The sequence below is a fragment of the Rathayibacter sp. AY1H3 genome (assembly GCF_002932015.1).
On record NZ_PSUU01000012.1, the window covers coordinates 66,663 to 82,438 of the forward strand.

A 15,776-nucleotide genomic window follows, 5' to 3' on the forward strand; every position below is an offset into this window, starting at 1 on the left:
GCTGCTGCCCCGGGAAGTGGTCGCGGGACGACCGCGGGCACGCCGCCGCGCGCTCGAGAGCGCAGCGGCGGCGTGCCCGTCGGATCAGGTGTTGAGGGCCTCGAAGAGCGCCTCGAGGTCGGCCTCGGGGTCGGTCAGCGTGAGGGTCAGCACCGGCCGGCCGTGCTCGGCGAGCACGCTCGCGTCGCCGGCGGCCTGCGCCAGGATGAGCTGGCCGAAGGTGAACGGGCTGTCCGGGATCTCGAGGTCCACGTCGGAGCGCTCGGTGATCTGGAGGAACACGCCGGTCGGCGCCCCTCCCTTGTGGTACTGCCCGGTCGAGTGTAGGAAGCGCGGGCCCCACCCGAAGGTGACGGGGCGCTGGGCCTGCGCGGCGAGGAGGTCGCGCACGCCCTCGAGCTGCGGGAGCGCGAGGCGGTCGACGTACGCCTGGATCGAGACGTAGCCGCCGTCGCCCAGCTGCGCGAGGAGGCGGTCGACAGCGGCGGCGACGGTCGAGACGCCCTCGGTGACGCTGCTGCTGCCGGTGACCTCGATGCCCGCGTCGGTGAACGCGGGCGCCTCGGGCTCGGGGCGCTTCTCGAGCAGGGCCCGGGTCGCGACCTTCGCCGACTCGACGTCGGGCTGGTCGAACGGGTTGATGCCCAGGAGGCGACCCGCGACGGCGACGGCGTACTCCCACGTCAGCATCTGAGCGCCGAGCGAGCCGGAGAGGAGGATCTCGCCCTCGTGGCGGTCGCGCGGGAACAGGTGCAGCGCCGTGGCGTCCTCGACCAGGCGGACGACCTGCACGTCGGGCAGGTCCTCCGAGAGCTCGGGGGCCAGCGTGCCGAGGACGACGGGGAGGATGCCCGTGCCGTCCTTGCCGGTGGACTCGGCGATCAGCTGCTCCGCCCAGTCGGCGAAGCCGACGATGTCGGTCCCGTCGGCGACGATCGCGAGCTTGTCGCGGCGCGGGCTGGTCGCGGCGATCGCCGCTCCGAGGATCAGGCCCGGGTTCTCGGGGGAGTCCACGGCGAGCCCGAGGGAGGCCTCGGCCGCCTCGTCGAGGAGGGCCTCGATGTCGGCGCCGGCGAGCCCGGACGGCACGAGGCCGAACGCGGAGAGCGCCGAGAAGCGCCCGCCGATGTTCGGGTCGGCGTTGAACACGCGGTAGCCGGCCTCGCGGGAGGAGGTGTCCAGGGGCGAGCCCGGGTCGGTCACGATGACGATGCGGTCGAGCGGATCGATGCCCGCCTCCGTGAACGCCTTCTCGTAGGCCTTCTTCTGGCTCGCGGTCTCGACGGTCGAGCCGGACTTCGAGGAGATGACGACCGCGGTCGACGCGAGCCGGTCGTTCAGGGCCGCGAGCACCTGGCCGGGCGCCGTCGAGTCGAGCACGGTGAGCTCGACGCCGGCGGTGCGGGTGATGACCTCGGGCGCGAGCGAGGAGCCGCCCATGCCGCCGAGGACGATGTGGTCGACGCCCTTGGCCTGGAACTCCTCGCGCAGGGCGAGGATCTGGGGGATCAGGGGGCGGGAGACGGTGGTCGACTCGGTCCACCCGAGGCGCTTGGCCGCCTCCTCCTCCGCCGCGGCGCCCCACAGGGTGGGGGCCTGGGCGGTGATGCCGGACGCGACCTCGTCGGCGACGAGCTCCGGGACGACGCGGTCGACGGCCTTCTCGGCGTCTCCGCTGACGTGGATCTGGATGGCCATGATCAGGCCTGCGCCTTCGCGCCCTCGAGCGCCGCGGTGACGGTGTCGAGCAGCTCGTTCCAGGAGACGATGAACTTCTCCACGCCCTCCTTCTCGAGCAGCTCGGTGACGTCGGCGTACGAGACGCCCTGCGCCGTGACGGCGTCGAGGACGGCGTTCGCGTCGGCGTACGAGCCGGTGACGGTGTCGCCGGTGATGACGCCGTGGTCGAAGGTCGCCTCGAGGGTCTTCTCGGGCATCGTGTTGACCACGCCGGCCGCGACGAGCTCGGTCACGTAGAGGGTGTCGGGGAGGTCGGTCGACTTGACGCCGGTCGAGGCCCAGAGGGGGCGCTGGCGGTTGGCGCCGGACTCCTGGAGCAGCAGGGCGCGCTCGGTGGCGAACGCCTCGACGAAGACCTCGTAGGCCAGCTGCGCGTTGGCGACGCCGGACTTGCTCTTGAGGGCGCGGGCCTCGTCGGTGCCGACGGCCTCGAGGCGCTTGTCGATCTCGGTGTCGACGCGCGAGACGAAGAACGAGGCGACGGAGTGGATGGTCGACAGGTCGATGCCGGCGTCCTTGGCCTTCTCGAGGCCGGCCAGGTACGCGTTGATGACGGCGCGGTAGCGGGCGAGCGAGAAGATCAGGGTGACGTTCACCGAGATGCCGGAGCCGATGACCTCCGTGATGGCCTCGAGGCCCTCGACGGTCGCGGGGATCTTGATCATCGCGTTGGGGCGGTCGACCTTGGCCCAGAGGGCCTTGGCCTGCTCGATGGTGCCCTGGGCGTCGTGCGCCAGGCCGGGCTCGACCTCGATCGACACGCGGCCGTCGTAGCCGTTGGTCGCGTCGTAGATCGGGCGGAAGATGTCGGACGCCGCGGCGACGTCGTCGGTGGTGATCGCGAAGACGGCGTCGGTCACCGAGGTGCCGGCGGAGGCGAGCTCGCGCACCTGGGCGTCGTAGGACTCGCCGTTGGTCAGGGCCGCGGCGAAGATCGTGGGGTTCGTGGTGACTCCGACGACGTTCTTCTCCTCGATGAGCTTCTGCAGCCCTCCGGTGGAGATGCGCGAGCGGGAGAGGTCGTCGAGCCAGATGCTGACGCCGGCGGCGGAGAGCTCTGCGGTGGGGGTGTTCTCGGTCATGTCTCTTCTTCTTCTGCGTAGGTGGTGCGTGGTGTGAGGGGGAGCCGCTGCTCCGACGGCGAAGGCCGCGTCCGTGGTGGACGCGGCCTTCGGGTCAGGAGGCTGCGAGCGACTCCTTGGCGGCGGACAGTGCCGCCTCGGTGGTGATCCCGAACTCGCGGAACAGGGTCTTGTAGTCGGCCGAGGCGCCGAAGTGCTCGATCGAGACGGAGCGGCCGGCGTCGCCGACGTACTTCTGCCAGCCCAGGCTCAGGCCGGCCTCGATCGAGACGCGCGCCTTCACCGAGGAGGGCAGGACCTTCTCGCGGTACTCGGCGTCCTGCTCCTCGAACCACTCGAGGGACGGAGCCGAGACGACGCGGGCGTTGACGCCTTCGCTCCTCAGGGCCTCGCGCGCCTCGACGGCGATCTGGACCTCGGAGCCGGTCGCGATGAAGATCACGTCCGGGGTGCCGCCCGGCGCCTCGGCCAGGATGTAGGCACCACGGGCGACGTTCGCGGCGGAGGCGAAGGTCTCGCCCTCCGCGTCGCCCTCGCCGCGCTCGAACACCGGGATGTTCTGACGGGTGAGCGCGAGGCCGGCGGGGCCCTCGCGGCGCTCGAGGATGGTCTTCCAGGCGTAGGCGACCTCGTTCGCGTCGCCGGGGCGGACGATGTCCAGGCCCGGGATCGCGCGGAGGGTCGACAGCTGCTCGACCGGCTGGTGCGTCGGGCCGTCCTCGCCGAGCGCCACGGAGTCGTGGGTCCAGACGTAGATGGCCGGCGCCTTCATGAGCGCGGCGAGACGGACCGCCGGGCGCATGTAGTCGGAGAAGATCAGGAAGGTGCCGCCGAAGGGGCGGGTGTTGCCGTGCAGGACGATCCCGTTGAGGATCGCGCCCATGGCGTGCTCGCGGATGCCGAAGTGCAGCACGCGGCCGCCCTTCTTCCCGGTCCACTCGTGGGTCGAGAACTCCGTCGGGACGAAGGAGCCGGCTCCCTCGATCGTCGTGTTGTTCGACTCGGCGAGGTCGGCGGAGCCGCCCCACAGCTCGGGGATCACGCCGGCGAGGGCGTTGATGACCTTGCCGGATGCAGCGCGGGTCGAGACCTCCTTGCCGGGCTCGAAGACGGGGAGCGCCTCCTGGACGCCCTCGGGCAGCTCGCCCGAGAGGACCCGGTCGAGCAGCTCCTTCTTCTCGGGGTTCGCGGACGCCCAGGCGGCGAGCTGCTCGTCCCACTCGGCGTGCTGGGCCTGGCCGCGCTCGACGGCCTTGCGGGTGTGCTCGATGACCTCGTCGGCGACGTCGAAGGTCTTCTCGGGGTCGAAGCCGAGCACCTCCTTGAGTCCGCGGAGCTCGTCGGCGCCCAGGGCGGAGCCGTGGATCTTGCCGGTGTTCTGCTTCTTCGGCGACGGCCAGCCGATGATGGTGCGCAGGATGATGAGCGACGGCTTGTCGGTCTCGCCCTTCGCGGCCTCGATCGCGGCGTGCAGCTCGGCGACGTCCTCGTGGTACTCGCCCGTCTTCTTCCAGTCGACGACCTGGACCTGCCAGTCGTAGGCCTCGTAGCGCGCCTTGACGTCCTCGGTGAAGGCGATGTTGGTGTCGTCCTCGATCGAGATCTGGTTGGAGTCGTAGATGACGACCAGGTTGCCGAGCTTCTGGTGGCCGGCCAGCGAGGAGGCCTCGCTGGTGACGCCCTCCTGCAGGTCGCCGTCGCCGGCGATCACGTAGACGAAGTGGTCGAACGGGGAGGTGCCCGCGGCGGCCTCCGGGTCGAACAGCTCGCGCTCGAAGCGCGAGGCGTAGGCGAAGCCCACGGCGGAGGCGAGGCCCTGGCCGAGCGGCCCGGTGGTGATCTCGACGCCGTCGGTGTGGCCGTACTCCGGGTGGCCCGGGGTCTTCGAGCCCCAGGTGCGCAGCGCCTTGAGGTCGTCGAGCTCGAGTCCGTAGCCGCCCAGGTAGAACTGGACGTACTGGGTCAGCGAGGAGTGGCCGACCGACAGGATGAACCGGTCGCGGCCGATCCAGGTCGCGTCGGACGGATCGCGGCGCATGACCTTCTGGAACAGGAGGTAGGCGGCGGGCGCGAGGCTCATGGCGGTTCCGGGATGGCCGTTGCCGACCTTCTCGACCGCATCCGCGGCGAGAACCCTCGCCGTGTCGACTGCCTTCTCGTCAATGGATTCCCATTGCAGTTCTGACACTTGGTACTGACCCTTCTCGAGACGTGGGGCAGACGGGGACCGTCCGCCCTCTCGCATGGTGGAGCACGCCGCATGACGACTTCGACACGATGCTCCGGCGACGGCCCTCTCGGCCCCGTGCCGACGATCGTCGGGCGGGCTCGGGTGCGTGCCGGGCGCTCTGGCGAGCAGTCCCGAGTATACGGAGGGGGGTGCGCCGCTGACCGGGGGTTGCGTGGTCGCATATGTCTGCGTCCGATTGGACAAGCGTGCACGCCGGGCCCGGCTCCCGGACGGGCGCATTACACTCGTTCGGGATCATCGAATCGTTAGAGGAGCAATGGACGCAGTCGTGGAGACCACCGCCGTCGAGCGGGACGGGGCGTCGCCGACGACCCTCTCGCGCAAGGTGAAGGCCTTCGTCGCTCTGACGAAGCCGCGCGTGATCGAGCTGCTCCTCGTGGTGACTGCTCCGACGATGATCCTGGCGCAGGGCGGGATCCCGAATCTGCTGCTGGTCCTCAACGTCCTGATCGGCGGCGCCCTGAGCGCCGGGTCCGCGGGCGCGTTCAACTGCTACTTCGACCGCGACATCGACCGGATCATGAACCGGACGAAGAACCGGCCGCTCGTGACCGGGGAGATCTCGGACCGGGCCGCGCTCGTCTTCGCGACCACGATCGGCGTCCTGTCGATCGTCTGGCTCGGCCTCACGGCCAACTGGCTCTCCGCGGGCCTCTCGCTCGCCGCGATCCTGATCTACGTCGTGTTCTACACGCTCTTCCTCAAGCGCCGGACGCCGCAGAACATCGTGTGGGGCGGCATCGCGGGCTGCATGCCGGTGCTGATCGGCTGGGCGGCGGTCACCGGCTCGCTCGACTGGGCCCCCGTCATCCTCTTCTCCGTCATCTTCCTCTGGACGCCGCCGCACTACTGGCCGCTGTCGATGAAGTACCGGGACGACTACCAGGCCGCCGGCGTGCCGATGCTGGCCGTCGTGCGCGGGCGCACGATCGTCGGGCTCCAGGTCATCCTCTACGCCTGGGCCACCGTCGCCTGCTCGCTCCTGCTGATCCCCGTCGCCGGAATGGGGGTGCTCTACACGGTGGTCGCGCTCGGCAGCGGAGTCTGGTTCATCGCCGAGACGCACCGCCTCTACAGCCTCGCGATCCGTCACGAGCACGTCTCGCCGATGCGGGTGTTCCACGGGTCCATCGGATACCTCACCCTGCTCTTCCTCGCCGTCGGCATCGACCCGCTGCTCCCCTTCTGATGGTGACGCCGTTCTCCTTGCTCGCCGAGCGGGTGACCCTGGGTCCGCGCGCACTGCGCTGGGGGACCACCGCGGCGCTCGTCGCGAGCATCCTGATCATCTTCTTCGGGGGCGTCGTCCGGCTGACCGGCTCGGGCCTCGGCTGCCCCACCTGGCCGGCGTGCGAGCCGGGCTCGCTCACCTCGACCCCCGAGCTCGGGATCCACGGCTTCATCGAGTTCACGAACCGCGCGTTCACCGGCGTCCTCGTGGTCGCGGTGGGCTGGGCGATCACGGCCGCGCGCCTGCAGAAGCCGCGCGACCGCACCATGACCCGGCTCGCTTGGTCGCAGTTCTGGCTCGTCGTCGCGAACGCCCTCGCGGGCGGCGCGACCGTCCACTCGGGCCTCAACCCGTACATCGTGGCCGGGCACTTCGTTCTCGCCATCGCCCTCCTCACCACCACCGCACTGACGTGGCACCGCGCCCACCGCTCGCAGTCCGTGGCCTTCGAGCCTGACCGCCCGACGCGGGCGCTCAGCATCGGGCTCGTCGGCCTGACGCTCCTCGTGATCCTCGTGGGGACCCTCGTGACGGGGACCGGCCCGCACGCCGGCGACTCCGCGGAGGTGCCCCGCATGCAGTTCCACTGGGCGAGCGTGACCGTCGTCCACGGCGTGCTCGGCACGGCGGTGCTCGTCGTGGGCGCCGCGCTGCTCCTGCGCCTGTCGCGGGCGGCGGGCTCGGAGCTCGCCCGGCGGCGCGTGGTCGCCTTCCTCGTGGTCGTCGTGCTGCAGGCGCTGGTCGGGGTCGCGCAGTCGCTCACCGCGCTGCCCGAGACGCTCGTCGCGGTGCACCTGCTCGGCTCGGCGCTCATCTGGGTCGGCGCGGTCCGCGTGCTGCTCGACGTCAACCCGAGGCTGTTCACCGTGCGCGCCCAGCGCCGGGACGCCGCCCAGGAGCTCCAGCCCGCCGCCTGACCGCGGGCTCCGGCTCGGCGGAGAGCAGGTGCCGCCGGAGGCGCAGGAGCACGCGGGGGAGCGCCCGCAGCGGGAGGTCGGCCGCGATCGCGCGGGCGAGAGGGCCGAACGCCCGTGCGGGTCCGGTCGGCAGGCCGGCGCCCACCAGTGCGGTCACGAGTCGTGCGGGGATCGGGGTCGATGCGTCGTTCGTCATGGCGGAACCGAATCACGGACCACCGACACTGGTATGGCCATGCGCGTCTGGAGGCACGTCACCGGTGCCCGGCCGACACCCAGGTGCGGAGGTTCCGCTGAACGGCGGACGCCGGTAGAATGAGGAGCTGGTCACGGTTCGACGTACCCTGCGCACGTGATCCGCACACGGCCCGATGGAGCGCCGACGCACACCTCCGGAATCCAGGGACGCACATCATCCGCTCCGCGCATCAGATCGATCGCGCGACCGGCCGGAGAGCACCCGCGGGCCACCCCCGGGGGAATGACTCCGGGACCCGACCGGTTAGCAGTGGGTAGGAAACGAGGTACACATGTCAGACATCCTGATCGACCGCCCCGAGCTCGAGAGCCTGGGCGTCTACGAGTTCGGCTGGTCCGACTCGGACTCCGCCGGAGCCTCCGCGCGACGCGGCATCTCGCCCGAGGTCGTCTCCGACATCTCCGCGCTCAAGAACGAGCCCGCCTGGATGCGCGACCGCCGCATGAAGGCCCTGAAGCTCTTCGAGCGCAAGCCCATGCCGACGTGGGGCGCCGACCTGTCGGACATCGACTTCGACAACATCAAGTACTTCGTCCGCTCCACCGAGAAGCAGGCGCAGACCTGGGACGACCTCCCGGACGACATCAAGAACACGTACGAGAAGCTCGGCATCCCGGAGGCGGAGCGCCAGCGCCTCGTCGGCGGCGTCGCGGCCCAGTACGAGTCCGAGGTCGTCTACCACCAGATCCGCGAGGACCTGGAGGAGCAGGGCGTCATCTTCATGGACACCGACACGGCGCTGCGCGAGCACCCCGAGATCTTCGAGGAGTACTTCGGCACCGTCATCCCCGCGGGCGACAACAAGTTCGCGGCGCTGAACACCGCGGTCTGGTCCGGCGGCTCCTTCGTGTACGTCCCCAAGGGCGTCCACGTGGACATCCCGCTGCAGGCCTACTTCCGGATCAACACCGAGAACATGGGCCAGTTCGAGCGGACCCTGATCATCGCGGACGAGGACAGCTACGTCCACTACATCGAGGGCTGCACGGCTCCGATCTACAAGTCGGACTCGCTGCACTCGGCCGTGGTCGAGATCATCGTGAAGAAGAACGCCCGCGTGCGCTACACGACGATCCAGAACTGGTCGAACAACGTCTACAACCTCGTCACCAAGCGCGCGATCGCGCACGAGGGCGCGACGATGGAGTGGATCGACGGCAACATCGGCTCCAAGGTCACGATGAAGTACCCGTCGATCTTCCTGGTCGGCGAGCACGCCAAGGGCGAGACCCTCTCCGTCGCGTTCGCGGGCCCCGGCCAGCACCAGGACGCCGGCGCGAAGATGGTCCACATGGCGCCGTACACGCAGTCGTCGATCGTCTCGAAGTCGATCGCCCGCGGCGGCGGTCGCGCCGGATACCGAGGCGAGGTCCGGGTGGACGCGAACGCGCACCACTCGGCGAACACCGTGCGCTGCGACGCCCTCCTGGTCGACACCATCTCGCGCTCCGACACCTACCCGGCGATCGACATCCGTGTCGACGACGTGCAGCTCGGCCACGAGGCGACGGTGTCGAAGGTCAGCGAGGAGCAGCTCTTCTACCTGATGTCGCGCGGCCTGCCGGAGGACGAGGCGATGGCCATGATCGTCCGCGGCTTCATCGAGCCGATCGCGCGCGAGCTGCCCATGGAGTACGCCCTCGAGCTGAACAAGCTCATCGAGATGGGGATGGAGGGCAGCGTCGGTTGACGCCCGCCTCCCCCCTCGAAGGGGCGCCCGGACGGGGCGCCCCGCACCCATCGAAAGGAACCACCGCCAGATGACGGTCCCCACGAGCGCCGCGACCCCCGAGATCGACGGCGCGGCCGCCGCTGAGCGCCTGGGCATCAGCGCCCACTCCGACGGGGCGTTCACGCCCGTGCAGACGCGCTCCGAGCGCTTCGCGTCGGCCGACGTCGAGGCCTTCGAGGCCGTCACCGGCCGCGAGATCGCCTGGAAGCTGACGCCCGTCGCCCGCCTCGGCGATCTGATCGACGGCGCGCTCGACGGCTCGCCCGCCCCCCTCGAGCACGCGGCGGTGGACGGTGTCGACGTCTCGTGGGTCGGCCGCGACGACCAGCGGATCGGCACCGCCGGCCTCCCCGAGGACCGCGCCGCCGCGAACGCCTGGTCGAGCTTCGAGAAGGCCCTCGCCGTCCGCGTGACGGGCGAGGACGAGAAGGTCGCCACCCTCGTCCGCTCGGGCCTCGGCTCCGCACCCCGCGCCGCGCACACGATCATCGAGGCGGCGCCCTACGCCCGCGCCGTCGTCGTGCTGCAGAACGAGGGGGAGGCCTCCCTCGCGGAGAACGTGGAGATCCTCGTCGGCGAGGGCGCGCAGCTCACCGTCGTCACCGTGCAGGAGTGGGCGGACGACGCCCGGCACCTGGCCAACCACTTCGTGCGGGTCGGACGCGACGCGAAGGTGAAGCACATCGTGGTCACCCTCGGCGGCTCCATCGTCCGGGTGAACCCCTCGGCGCACCTCGTCGAGCGCGGAGCGGACGGCGAGCTCTTCGGTCTGTACTTCGCCGACGGCGGCCAGCACCTCGAGCAGCAGGTGTACGTCGACCACGACGCCCCCGACACCCGCAGCCGCGTGACCTACAAGGGCGCGCTGCAGGGCGAGGGCGCGCGCACCGTCTGGATCGGCGACGTCCTGATCCGCAACAGCGCCACCGGCACCGACAGCTACGAACAGAACCGCAACCTCGTCCTCTCGGACGGCACGCGCGCCGACTCCATCCCGAACCTCGAGATCGAGACCGGTGACATCGCCGGAGCGGGGCACGCCTCGGCGACCGGCCGCTTCGACGACGAGCAGCTCTTCTACCTGCAGTCCCGCGGGATCCGTGAGGACGAGGCGCGACGCCTGGTCGTGCGCGGGTTCCTCAGCGAGATCGTGCAGCAGATCAAGGTCGCCGAGCTCGAGGACCGCCTGCAGCTCGCGATCGAGGCGGAGCTCGCCGGCAGCGCCGGCCAGACCGGCTCCTCCCGCGGAGCGGCGGTCAGCGCATGAGCAACGCCGCGATGATCTGCTCGGTCTCCGAGCTGATCCCCAACCAGGCCATGCGGGTCGAGGTCGACGGAGTCGCGATCGCGGTCGTGCAGGACTCCGCCGGCGAGATCCACGCCATCGGCGACACCTGCACCCACGGCGAGATCTCGCTCTCCGAGGGCTTCGTCGAGGGCGACAGCCTCGAGTGCTGGGCGCACGGCTCCCAGTTCTCCCTCCGCACCGGCACCCCCCTGAACCTCCCGGCCTACGAGCCGGTCCCCGTCTTCGTCGTCGAGATCATCGACGGCGACGTCTACATCGACCCGACCGTCACGAAGGAAGTCTGAATGTCCGTTCTCCAGATCAGCGATCTCCACGTCAGTGTCGAGACCGAGCAGGGGACCAAGCAGATCCTCCGCGGTGTCGATCTCACCATCAACCAGGGTGAGATCCACGCGATCATGGGCCCCAACGGGTCCGGCAAGTCCACCCTCGCGTACACGATCGCGGGACACCCCAAGTACCACGTCGACGGCGGCTCGATCACCCTCGACGGCGTCGAGGTCCTCGACATGTCCGTCGACGAGCGCGCCCGCGCGGGCCTCTTCCTCGCCATGCAGTACCCGGTCGAGATCCCCGGTGTGACCAACACCAACTTCCTCCGCACCGCCAAGACCGCGATCGCCGGAGAGGCGCCCGCGATCCGCACGTGGACGAAGGACGTCAAGTCGGCGATGGCGAACCTCCGCATGGACTCGTCCTTCGCGGCGCGCAACGTCAACGAGGGCTTCTCGGGCGGCGAGAAGAAGCGCAACGAGATCCTCCAGCTCGAGCTGCTCGCCCCGCAGTTCGCCGTCCTCGACGAGACCGACTCCGGCCTCGACGTCGACGCGCTCAAGATCGTGTCGGAGGGAGTCAACCGCGCCCACCAGAGCACCGGTCTCGGCGTGCTGCTGATCACGCACTACACGCGGATCCTGCGCTACATCCAGCCCGACTTCGTCCACGTCTTCGTCGCCGGCCGCGTCGCCGAGCAGGGCGGCAAGGAGCTCGCCACCCGGCTCGAGGACGAGGGCTACGACCGCTTCCTGACCTCGGCGACGGTCTGATCATGGCGGTCACCACTCTCGAGCCGAAGCTCTTCGACCAGGTCGAGGAAGCCCTCAAGGACGTCATGGACCCCGAGCTCGGGGTCAACGTGGTCGACCTGGGACTCATCTACGACCTGGGCTGGGACGACGAGAACGACGCCCTCGTCATCCATATGACCCTCACCTCGGCGGGCTGCCCGCTGACCGACGTGCTCGAGGAGCAGACCGCCGAGTCGCTCGACGGCATCGTCGAGGCGTTCCGGATCAACTGGGTCTGGATGCCGCCGTGGGGTCCCGACCGGATCACCGAGGACGGGCGCGACATGATGCGCGCACTCGGCTTCTCGATCTAGCCGCTGCACACCGACGCCGAAGGGCCGGGAGGAGTCGTCCTCCCGGCCCTTCGGCGTTCCTGTCGTCTTCAGCCTGTCGCAGTCCGTCGTGGAGTCGGAACGGCCGGGCGGGACGGCTCCGGAGTCCGGGGCCGTCGTCGTCCCCGCCGGTCGAGTCGGTGGAGGTGCCCACCGAGGTCGAGCAGGAGGACCGGGCGGCTCGACCTCTGCCGGACGCCCGAAGGGCCGGGAGGAATCGTCCTCCCGGCCCTTCGGCGTCCGTGCGACCGCTCAGCGCGAGCGTCGCGAGAGCATCGCCCAGGTGGTGGGGAGCAGCGCGGCAGCGACCAGCGCCTTGAGCGCGTCGCCGACCAGGAAGGGCACGAGTCCCGCGGAGAGGACGGAGCCGAGGTCGGCTGGCAGCCCCAGCGAGGCGAGGGCGGCGGCCAGCCAGGGCAAGCCGACGAGGTAGATGGTGGCGGTGCCGGCGAGGAAGGTCACCAGCGTGCCGAGGACGCGACGGTCCCACTGCCGCTGGGCGAGCCACCCGGTGACGATCGACGCGAGGACGAAGCCGACGATGTAGCCGCCGGTGGGACCCGCGAGGACCGCCCAGCCGTGCGAGCCCTCGGTGAAGACCGGGGCGCCGAGAGCGCCGACGAGCGCGTACACGAGCATGGACAGCGCGCCGCGGAGTGCGCCGAGCGTCGTGCCGACCAGAAGGACCGCGAAGGTCTGGCCCGTGAAGGGGACCGGCCACATCGGGATGAACAGCTGCGCCATCGCTGCGGTGAGACCCGCACCCGCGAGCACCAGCAGGGCGTCGGTCGCGACGGAGCGGGTGACGAGCCGGTCGGCGAGGACCGGGCGCGGGAGGGCGGAAGAGGAAGGGGACATGGGTGATCTCCGAGAGTCCTGGTCGCCCGAGAGCGAGGAGCGAGCGCGTCCGCGGTGAGCGGACGTGGATCCGCCCCGCGGCTCAGGAAATATACTAGGGGGCTGCCGCATCGCGGCCCCTTGCCCCACTCCTCCCGAACCGAACGCCATTTCTTGGCGGGAACGGACAGCACTGTGCTCAGCGTGCACGACCTCGAACTCCGAGTCGGCGCCCGACTCCTGATGGAGAACGTCTCCTTCCGGGTGGGCGACGGCGACAAGGTCGGCCTCGTCGGCCGCAACGGGGCGGGGAAGACGACGCTGACCAAGGTCCTCGCGGGCGACCTCATCGCCTCGAAGGGCACGGTCGACCGCGGCGGCGAGATCGGCTACCTCCCTCAGGACCCGCGCTCCGGCGACCCGGAGGAGCTCGCGCGCACCCGCATCCTCGACGCCCGCGGGCTGGGGCAGCTGGTGCTCGGCATGCAGGAGGCGACGGTCGCGATGTCGAGCAGCGACACCTCCGTGAGCGAGGCCGGCATGAAGAAGTACGGCAACCTCACGGACCGCTTCCTCTCCCTCGGCGGATACGCGGCTGAGGCGGAGGCCGCGTCGATCGCGAGCAACCTCAACCTCCCCGACCGGATCCTCGACCAGCCGCTCAAGACGCTCTCCGGTGGCCAGCGGCGCCGCATCGAGCTCGCGCGCATCCTCTTCTCCGACGCGAGCACGCTGATCCTCGACGAGCCGACGAACCACCTCGACGCCGACTCCGTCGTCTGGCTCCGCGAGTTCCTCAAGAACTACCGCGGCGGCTTCATCGTGATCAGCCACGACATCGACCTGGTCGGCGAGACCGTGAACCGCGTCTTCTACCTCGACGCCAACCGCCAGGTCATCGACGTCTACAACATGAACTGGAAGAACTACCAGCGCCAGCGCGCCGCCGACGAGGAGCGCCGCAAGAAGGAGCGGGTCAACGTCGAGAAGAAGGCCGGCGCCCTCCAGCTGCAGGCCGCCAAGTTCGGCGCGAAGGCCTCGAAGGCCGCAGCGGCGCACCAGATGGTCGCGCGTGCCGAGCGCATGCTCAGCGGGCTCGAGGAGGTCCGCGCGGTCGACCGCGTCGCGAAGCTCCGGTTCCCGACCCCGTCCGCCTGCGGTCGCACCCCTCTGCAGGCTCAGAACCTGTCGAAGAGCTACGGCTCGCTCGAGATCTTCACCGCCGTCGACCTCGCGATCGACCGCGGCTCCAAGGTCGTCATCCTGGGGCTCAACGGAGCGGGCAAGACGACGCTCCTGCGCATCCTGGGCGGCGTCGACCAGCCCGACACCGGAGTGATCGAGGCCGGGCACGGCCTCCGGATCGGCTACTACGCGCAGGAGCACGAGACGATCGACGTCAAGCGCTCGGTGCTCGAGAACATGGTCTCCTCCAGCCCGAACCTCACCGAGACCGAGGCGCGCCGGGTCCTGGGCTCGTTCCTGTTCACCGGGGACGACTCGCACAAGCCGGCCGGGGTCCTCTCCGGCGGGGAGAAGACCCGTCTCGCCCTGGCGATGATCGTGGTCTCGGGCGCGAACGTTCTCCTGCTCGACGAGCCCACCAACAACCTCGATCCCGCGAGCCGCGAGGAGATCCTCGACGCGCTCGCGCACTACGAGGGCGCGGTCGTCCTGGTCAGCCACGACGAGGGAGCCGTCGAGGCGCTGAACCCCGAGCGCGTCCTGATCATGCCGGAGGGCACCGAGGACCACTGGGCGGCCGACTACCTCGACCTGATCACGCTCGCCTAGCGGGCGTCGAGCAGCTCGTCCTCGACCTCGGAGTCGCTGCGGCCGCGGCGTCGGCGGCGCTCCTCGCGCCGCTCCTCGGCCGCCACGACCTCGGGGTCGTCTGCGTTGCGGATTCGGTACTCGTGGCGGATCGCCCAGCCGAGCCCGCCGAAGCCCATGACGGCGAACAGCACCCACTGGATCGCGTAGCTGATGTGCAGGCCCTCGTCGGCGACCGGCTTGATCGCGGCCAGCGGGGGAGCGTCGACCGGCGCCGGCGCCTCGGCGACCAGCAGGCCGTACGCCGAGGTCCGCAGGGGCTCGTCCAGCTGCGCCGACAGGTCGTCGAGCTGGATCGTGGCGATCTGGCCGGCCGGTGCGGAGCGTCCGTCGATCCGTCCCTCCGCGGGCTTCAGGCGGGCGACGACGGTCACCTCTCCCTCGGGCGGCGCGGGGATCGCGTCGGGGGAGTCCTGGGTCGAGCCGACGGGGACCCAGCCGCGGTCGACGACGAACACGCTGCCGTCGTCGAGCCGCAGCGGCGTCAGGATCTCGAAGCCGGGGTTGCCGTTGTAGGGCCGGTTGCGGACGAGGGTCTGCCCCTGCGTCTCGTAGACGCCGGTGATCTCGACCGGGCGGTACTCGAGGGCGTCGTCCCACGTGGAGTCGGCGGGGAGCAGCCCGTCGAGCGCCACCGGGTCGGCGGTCCAGTTCGCGGTGACCAGCCGGTTGGTCGAGGCGGCCTGGTCGAGCCGCGCGACCTGCCAGCGCGAGAGCAGCACGCAGGCGACGGCGAAGACGATCGCGAGAGCGAGGTAGCCGAACCAGCGTCGCGAGAAGACGAAGCGCCAGGAGGGACGGGGCGCGTCGCCGCTCATCGTTCCGCTCCGCGATCGACCGTGTAGAGCGGCTTCACCTCGAGCGGGAAGTCGCGGGCGAGGAGGAACTCGCGCAGGAACTCCAGGTGCTCGCCGCAGGCCAGCCAGGTCTTCCGACGGTCCTCCGCGTGGATCCTCGGGTTCCGCCACGCGATCGCGAACGTCGCCGTCCGCGGGCAGCCCGCTCGGGAGCAGGCGTGCGCGTCGGGGACCCGGCCGAGCGGGATCACGGCCGGCCTCCTCGCGGGTCGCCGCCCTCGGGGCCGGTCGGCGCCTCGGAGTCGGGGGCGGGGGCCGAGGTCGAGGCTCGCGGCCGGCTCGTCGAGCAGGAGCAGCTCGGGGTCGGTCATGATCCCCCGGGCGATCTG

At 70.5% G+C, this 15,776-nt stretch carries 14 protein-coding genes; 8 read left to right on the forward strand and 6 right to left on the reverse strand.

Features of this window, described 5'->3' with window-relative positions:
* Positions 1-84: 84 nt before the first annotated feature.
* From C5C33_RS06770 to tkt, 3 genes are all read right to left on the reverse strand, one after another.
* Positions 85-1,698, reverse strand: coding sequence for a glucose-6-phosphate isomerase (locus C5C33_RS06770; protein ID WP_104260739.1), 1,614 nt, complete (start codon positions 1,696-1,698; stop codon positions 85-87).
* 2 nt (positions 1,699-1,700) lie between these two features.
* Entirely contained in the window at positions 1,701-2,822 is a 1,122-nt protein-coding gene (gene tal / locus C5C33_RS06775) for a transaldolase (RefSeq protein WP_104260740.1), read from the reverse strand.
* Positions 2,823-2,916: 94 nt separating this feature from the next.
* Complete coding sequence (tkt, locus tag C5C33_RS06780) at positions 2,917-5,010, reverse strand: transketolase (protein ID WP_104260741.1); 2,094 nt, start codon at positions 5,008-5,010, stop codon at positions 2,917-2,919.
* Between the two features lie 319 nt (positions 5,011-5,329).
* Here tkt and C5C33_RS06785 point away from each other — a divergent pair, with 319 nt between their 5' ends.
* The 7 genes from C5C33_RS06785 (at position 5,330) to C5C33_RS06815 (ending at position 11,902) form a co-directional block, all read left to right on the forward strand.
* The gene (locus C5C33_RS06785; protein ID WP_104221928.1) at positions 5,330-6,262 is read left to right on the forward strand and encodes a heme o synthase; all 933 of its coding nucleotides are present in this window, start codon (positions 5,330-5,332) and stop codon (positions 6,260-6,262) included.
* Complete coding sequence (locus C5C33_RS06790; RefSeq protein WP_104260742.1) at positions 6,262-7,221, forward strand: heme A synthase; 960 nt, start codon at positions 6,262-6,264, stop codon at positions 7,219-7,221. The genes C5C33_RS06785 and C5C33_RS06790 overlap by 1 nt, the downstream gene beginning before the upstream one ends.
* Positions 7,222-7,751: 530 nt before the next feature.
* Complete coding sequence (gene sufB, locus C5C33_RS06795; RefSeq protein WP_104221933.1) at positions 7,752-9,170, forward strand: Fe-S cluster assembly protein SufB; 1,419 nt, start codon at positions 7,752-7,754, stop codon at positions 9,168-9,170.
* 70 nt (positions 9,171-9,240) lie between these two features.
* Positions 9,241-10,479 (forward strand): Fe-S cluster assembly protein SufD, encoded by a 1,239-nt coding sequence (gene sufD / locus C5C33_RS06800; protein WP_104260743.1) that lies wholly within the window; start codon positions 9,241-9,243, stop codon positions 10,477-10,479.
* The gene (locus C5C33_RS06805) at positions 10,476-10,805 is read left to right on the forward strand and encodes a non-heme iron oxygenase ferredoxin subunit (protein WP_077222834.1); all 330 of its coding nucleotides are present in this window, start codon (positions 10,476-10,478) and stop codon (positions 10,803-10,805) included. The genes sufD and C5C33_RS06805 overlap by 4 nt, the downstream gene beginning before the upstream one ends.
* On the forward strand, positions 10,806-11,567 hold the full coding sequence (gene sufC, locus C5C33_RS06810) for a Fe-S cluster assembly ATPase SufC (protein ID WP_104221937.1): 762 nt from the start codon (positions 10,806-10,808) through the stop codon (positions 11,565-11,567).
* Positions 11,568-11,569: 2 nt separating this feature from the next.
* Positions 11,570-11,902 (forward strand): metal-sulfur cluster assembly factor, encoded by a 333-nt coding sequence (locus C5C33_RS06815; protein WP_104221939.1) that lies wholly within the window; start codon positions 11,570-11,572, stop codon positions 11,900-11,902.
* A 270-nt stretch (positions 11,903-12,172) separates the two neighbouring features.
* Here the strand turns inward: C5C33_RS06815 and C5C33_RS06820 are convergent, their stop codons facing one another.
* A complete protein-coding gene (locus tag C5C33_RS06820) occupies positions 12,173-12,778 on the reverse strand; it encodes a biotin transporter BioY (RefSeq protein WP_104232632.1) in 606 nt (201 codons plus the stop codon).
* Between the two features lie 174 nt (positions 12,779-12,952).
* On the opposite strand from C5C33_RS06820, the gene C5C33_RS06825 reads away from it, so the two are divergent.
* Complete coding sequence (locus C5C33_RS06825) at positions 12,953-14,551, forward strand: ABC-F family ATP-binding cassette domain-containing protein (RefSeq protein ID WP_104260744.1); 1,599 nt, start codon at positions 12,953-12,955, stop codon at positions 14,549-14,551.
* Here C5C33_RS06825 and C5C33_RS06830 read toward each other — a convergent pair.
* Together C5C33_RS06830 and C5C33_RS19215 are read right to left on the reverse strand one after the other, a co-directional pair.
* Positions 14,548-15,408 (reverse strand): SURF1 family protein, encoded by an 861-nt coding sequence (locus tag C5C33_RS06830; protein ID WP_104260745.1) that lies wholly within the window; start codon positions 15,406-15,408, stop codon positions 14,548-14,550. The two genes, C5C33_RS06825 and C5C33_RS06830, sit on opposite strands and share 4 nt — an antisense overlap.
* Positions 15,405-15,776 (reverse strand): hypothetical protein (locus C5C33_RS19215; protein WP_374953820.1); only part of this gene is annotated, 372 nt, incomplete at its 5' end. The genes C5C33_RS06830 and C5C33_RS19215, both read right to left, overlap by 4 nt.

Coding starts and splice junctions, on each gene's coding strand:
- C5C33_RS06770 (WP_104260739.1), bottom strand. CDS start 1,698: ATGGCCATCCAGATCCACGTCAGCGGAGACGCCGAGAAGGCCGTCGAC.
- tal (WP_104260740.1), bottom strand. CDS start 2,822: ATGACCGAGAACACCCCCACCGCAGAGCTCTCCGCCGCCGGCGTCAGC.
- C5C33_RS06785 (WP_104221928.1), top strand. CDS start 5,330: ATGGACGCAGTCGTGGAGACCACCGCCGTCGAGCGGGACGGGGCGTCG.
- C5C33_RS06790 (WP_104260742.1), top strand. CDS start 6,262: ATGGTGACGCCGTTCTCCTTGCTCGCCGAGCGGGTGACCCTGGGTCCG.
- sufB (WP_104221933.1), top strand. CDS start 7,752: ATGTCAGACATCCTGATCGACCGCCCCGAGCTCGAGAGCCTGGGCGTC.
- sufD (WP_104260743.1), top strand. CDS start 9,241: ATGACGGTCCCCACGAGCGCCGCGACCCCCGAGATCGACGGCGCGGCC.
- C5C33_RS06805 (WP_077222834.1), top strand. CDS start 10,476: ATGAGCAACGCCGCGATGATCTGCTCGGTCTCCGAGCTGATCCCCAAC.
- sufC (WP_104221937.1), top strand. CDS start 10,806: ATGTCCGTTCTCCAGATCAGCGATCTCCACGTCAGTGTCGAGACCGAG.
- C5C33_RS06815 (WP_104221939.1), top strand. CDS start 11,570: ATGGCGGTCACCACTCTCGAGCCGAAGCTCTTCGACCAGGTCGAGGAA.
- C5C33_RS06820 (WP_104232632.1), bottom strand. CDS start 12,778: ATGTCCCCTTCCTCTTCCGCCCTCCCGCGCCCGGTCCTCGCCGACCGG.
- C5C33_RS06830 (WP_104260745.1), bottom strand. CDS start 15,408: ATGAGCGGCGACGCGCCCCGTCCCTCCTGGCGCTTCGTCTTCTCGCGA.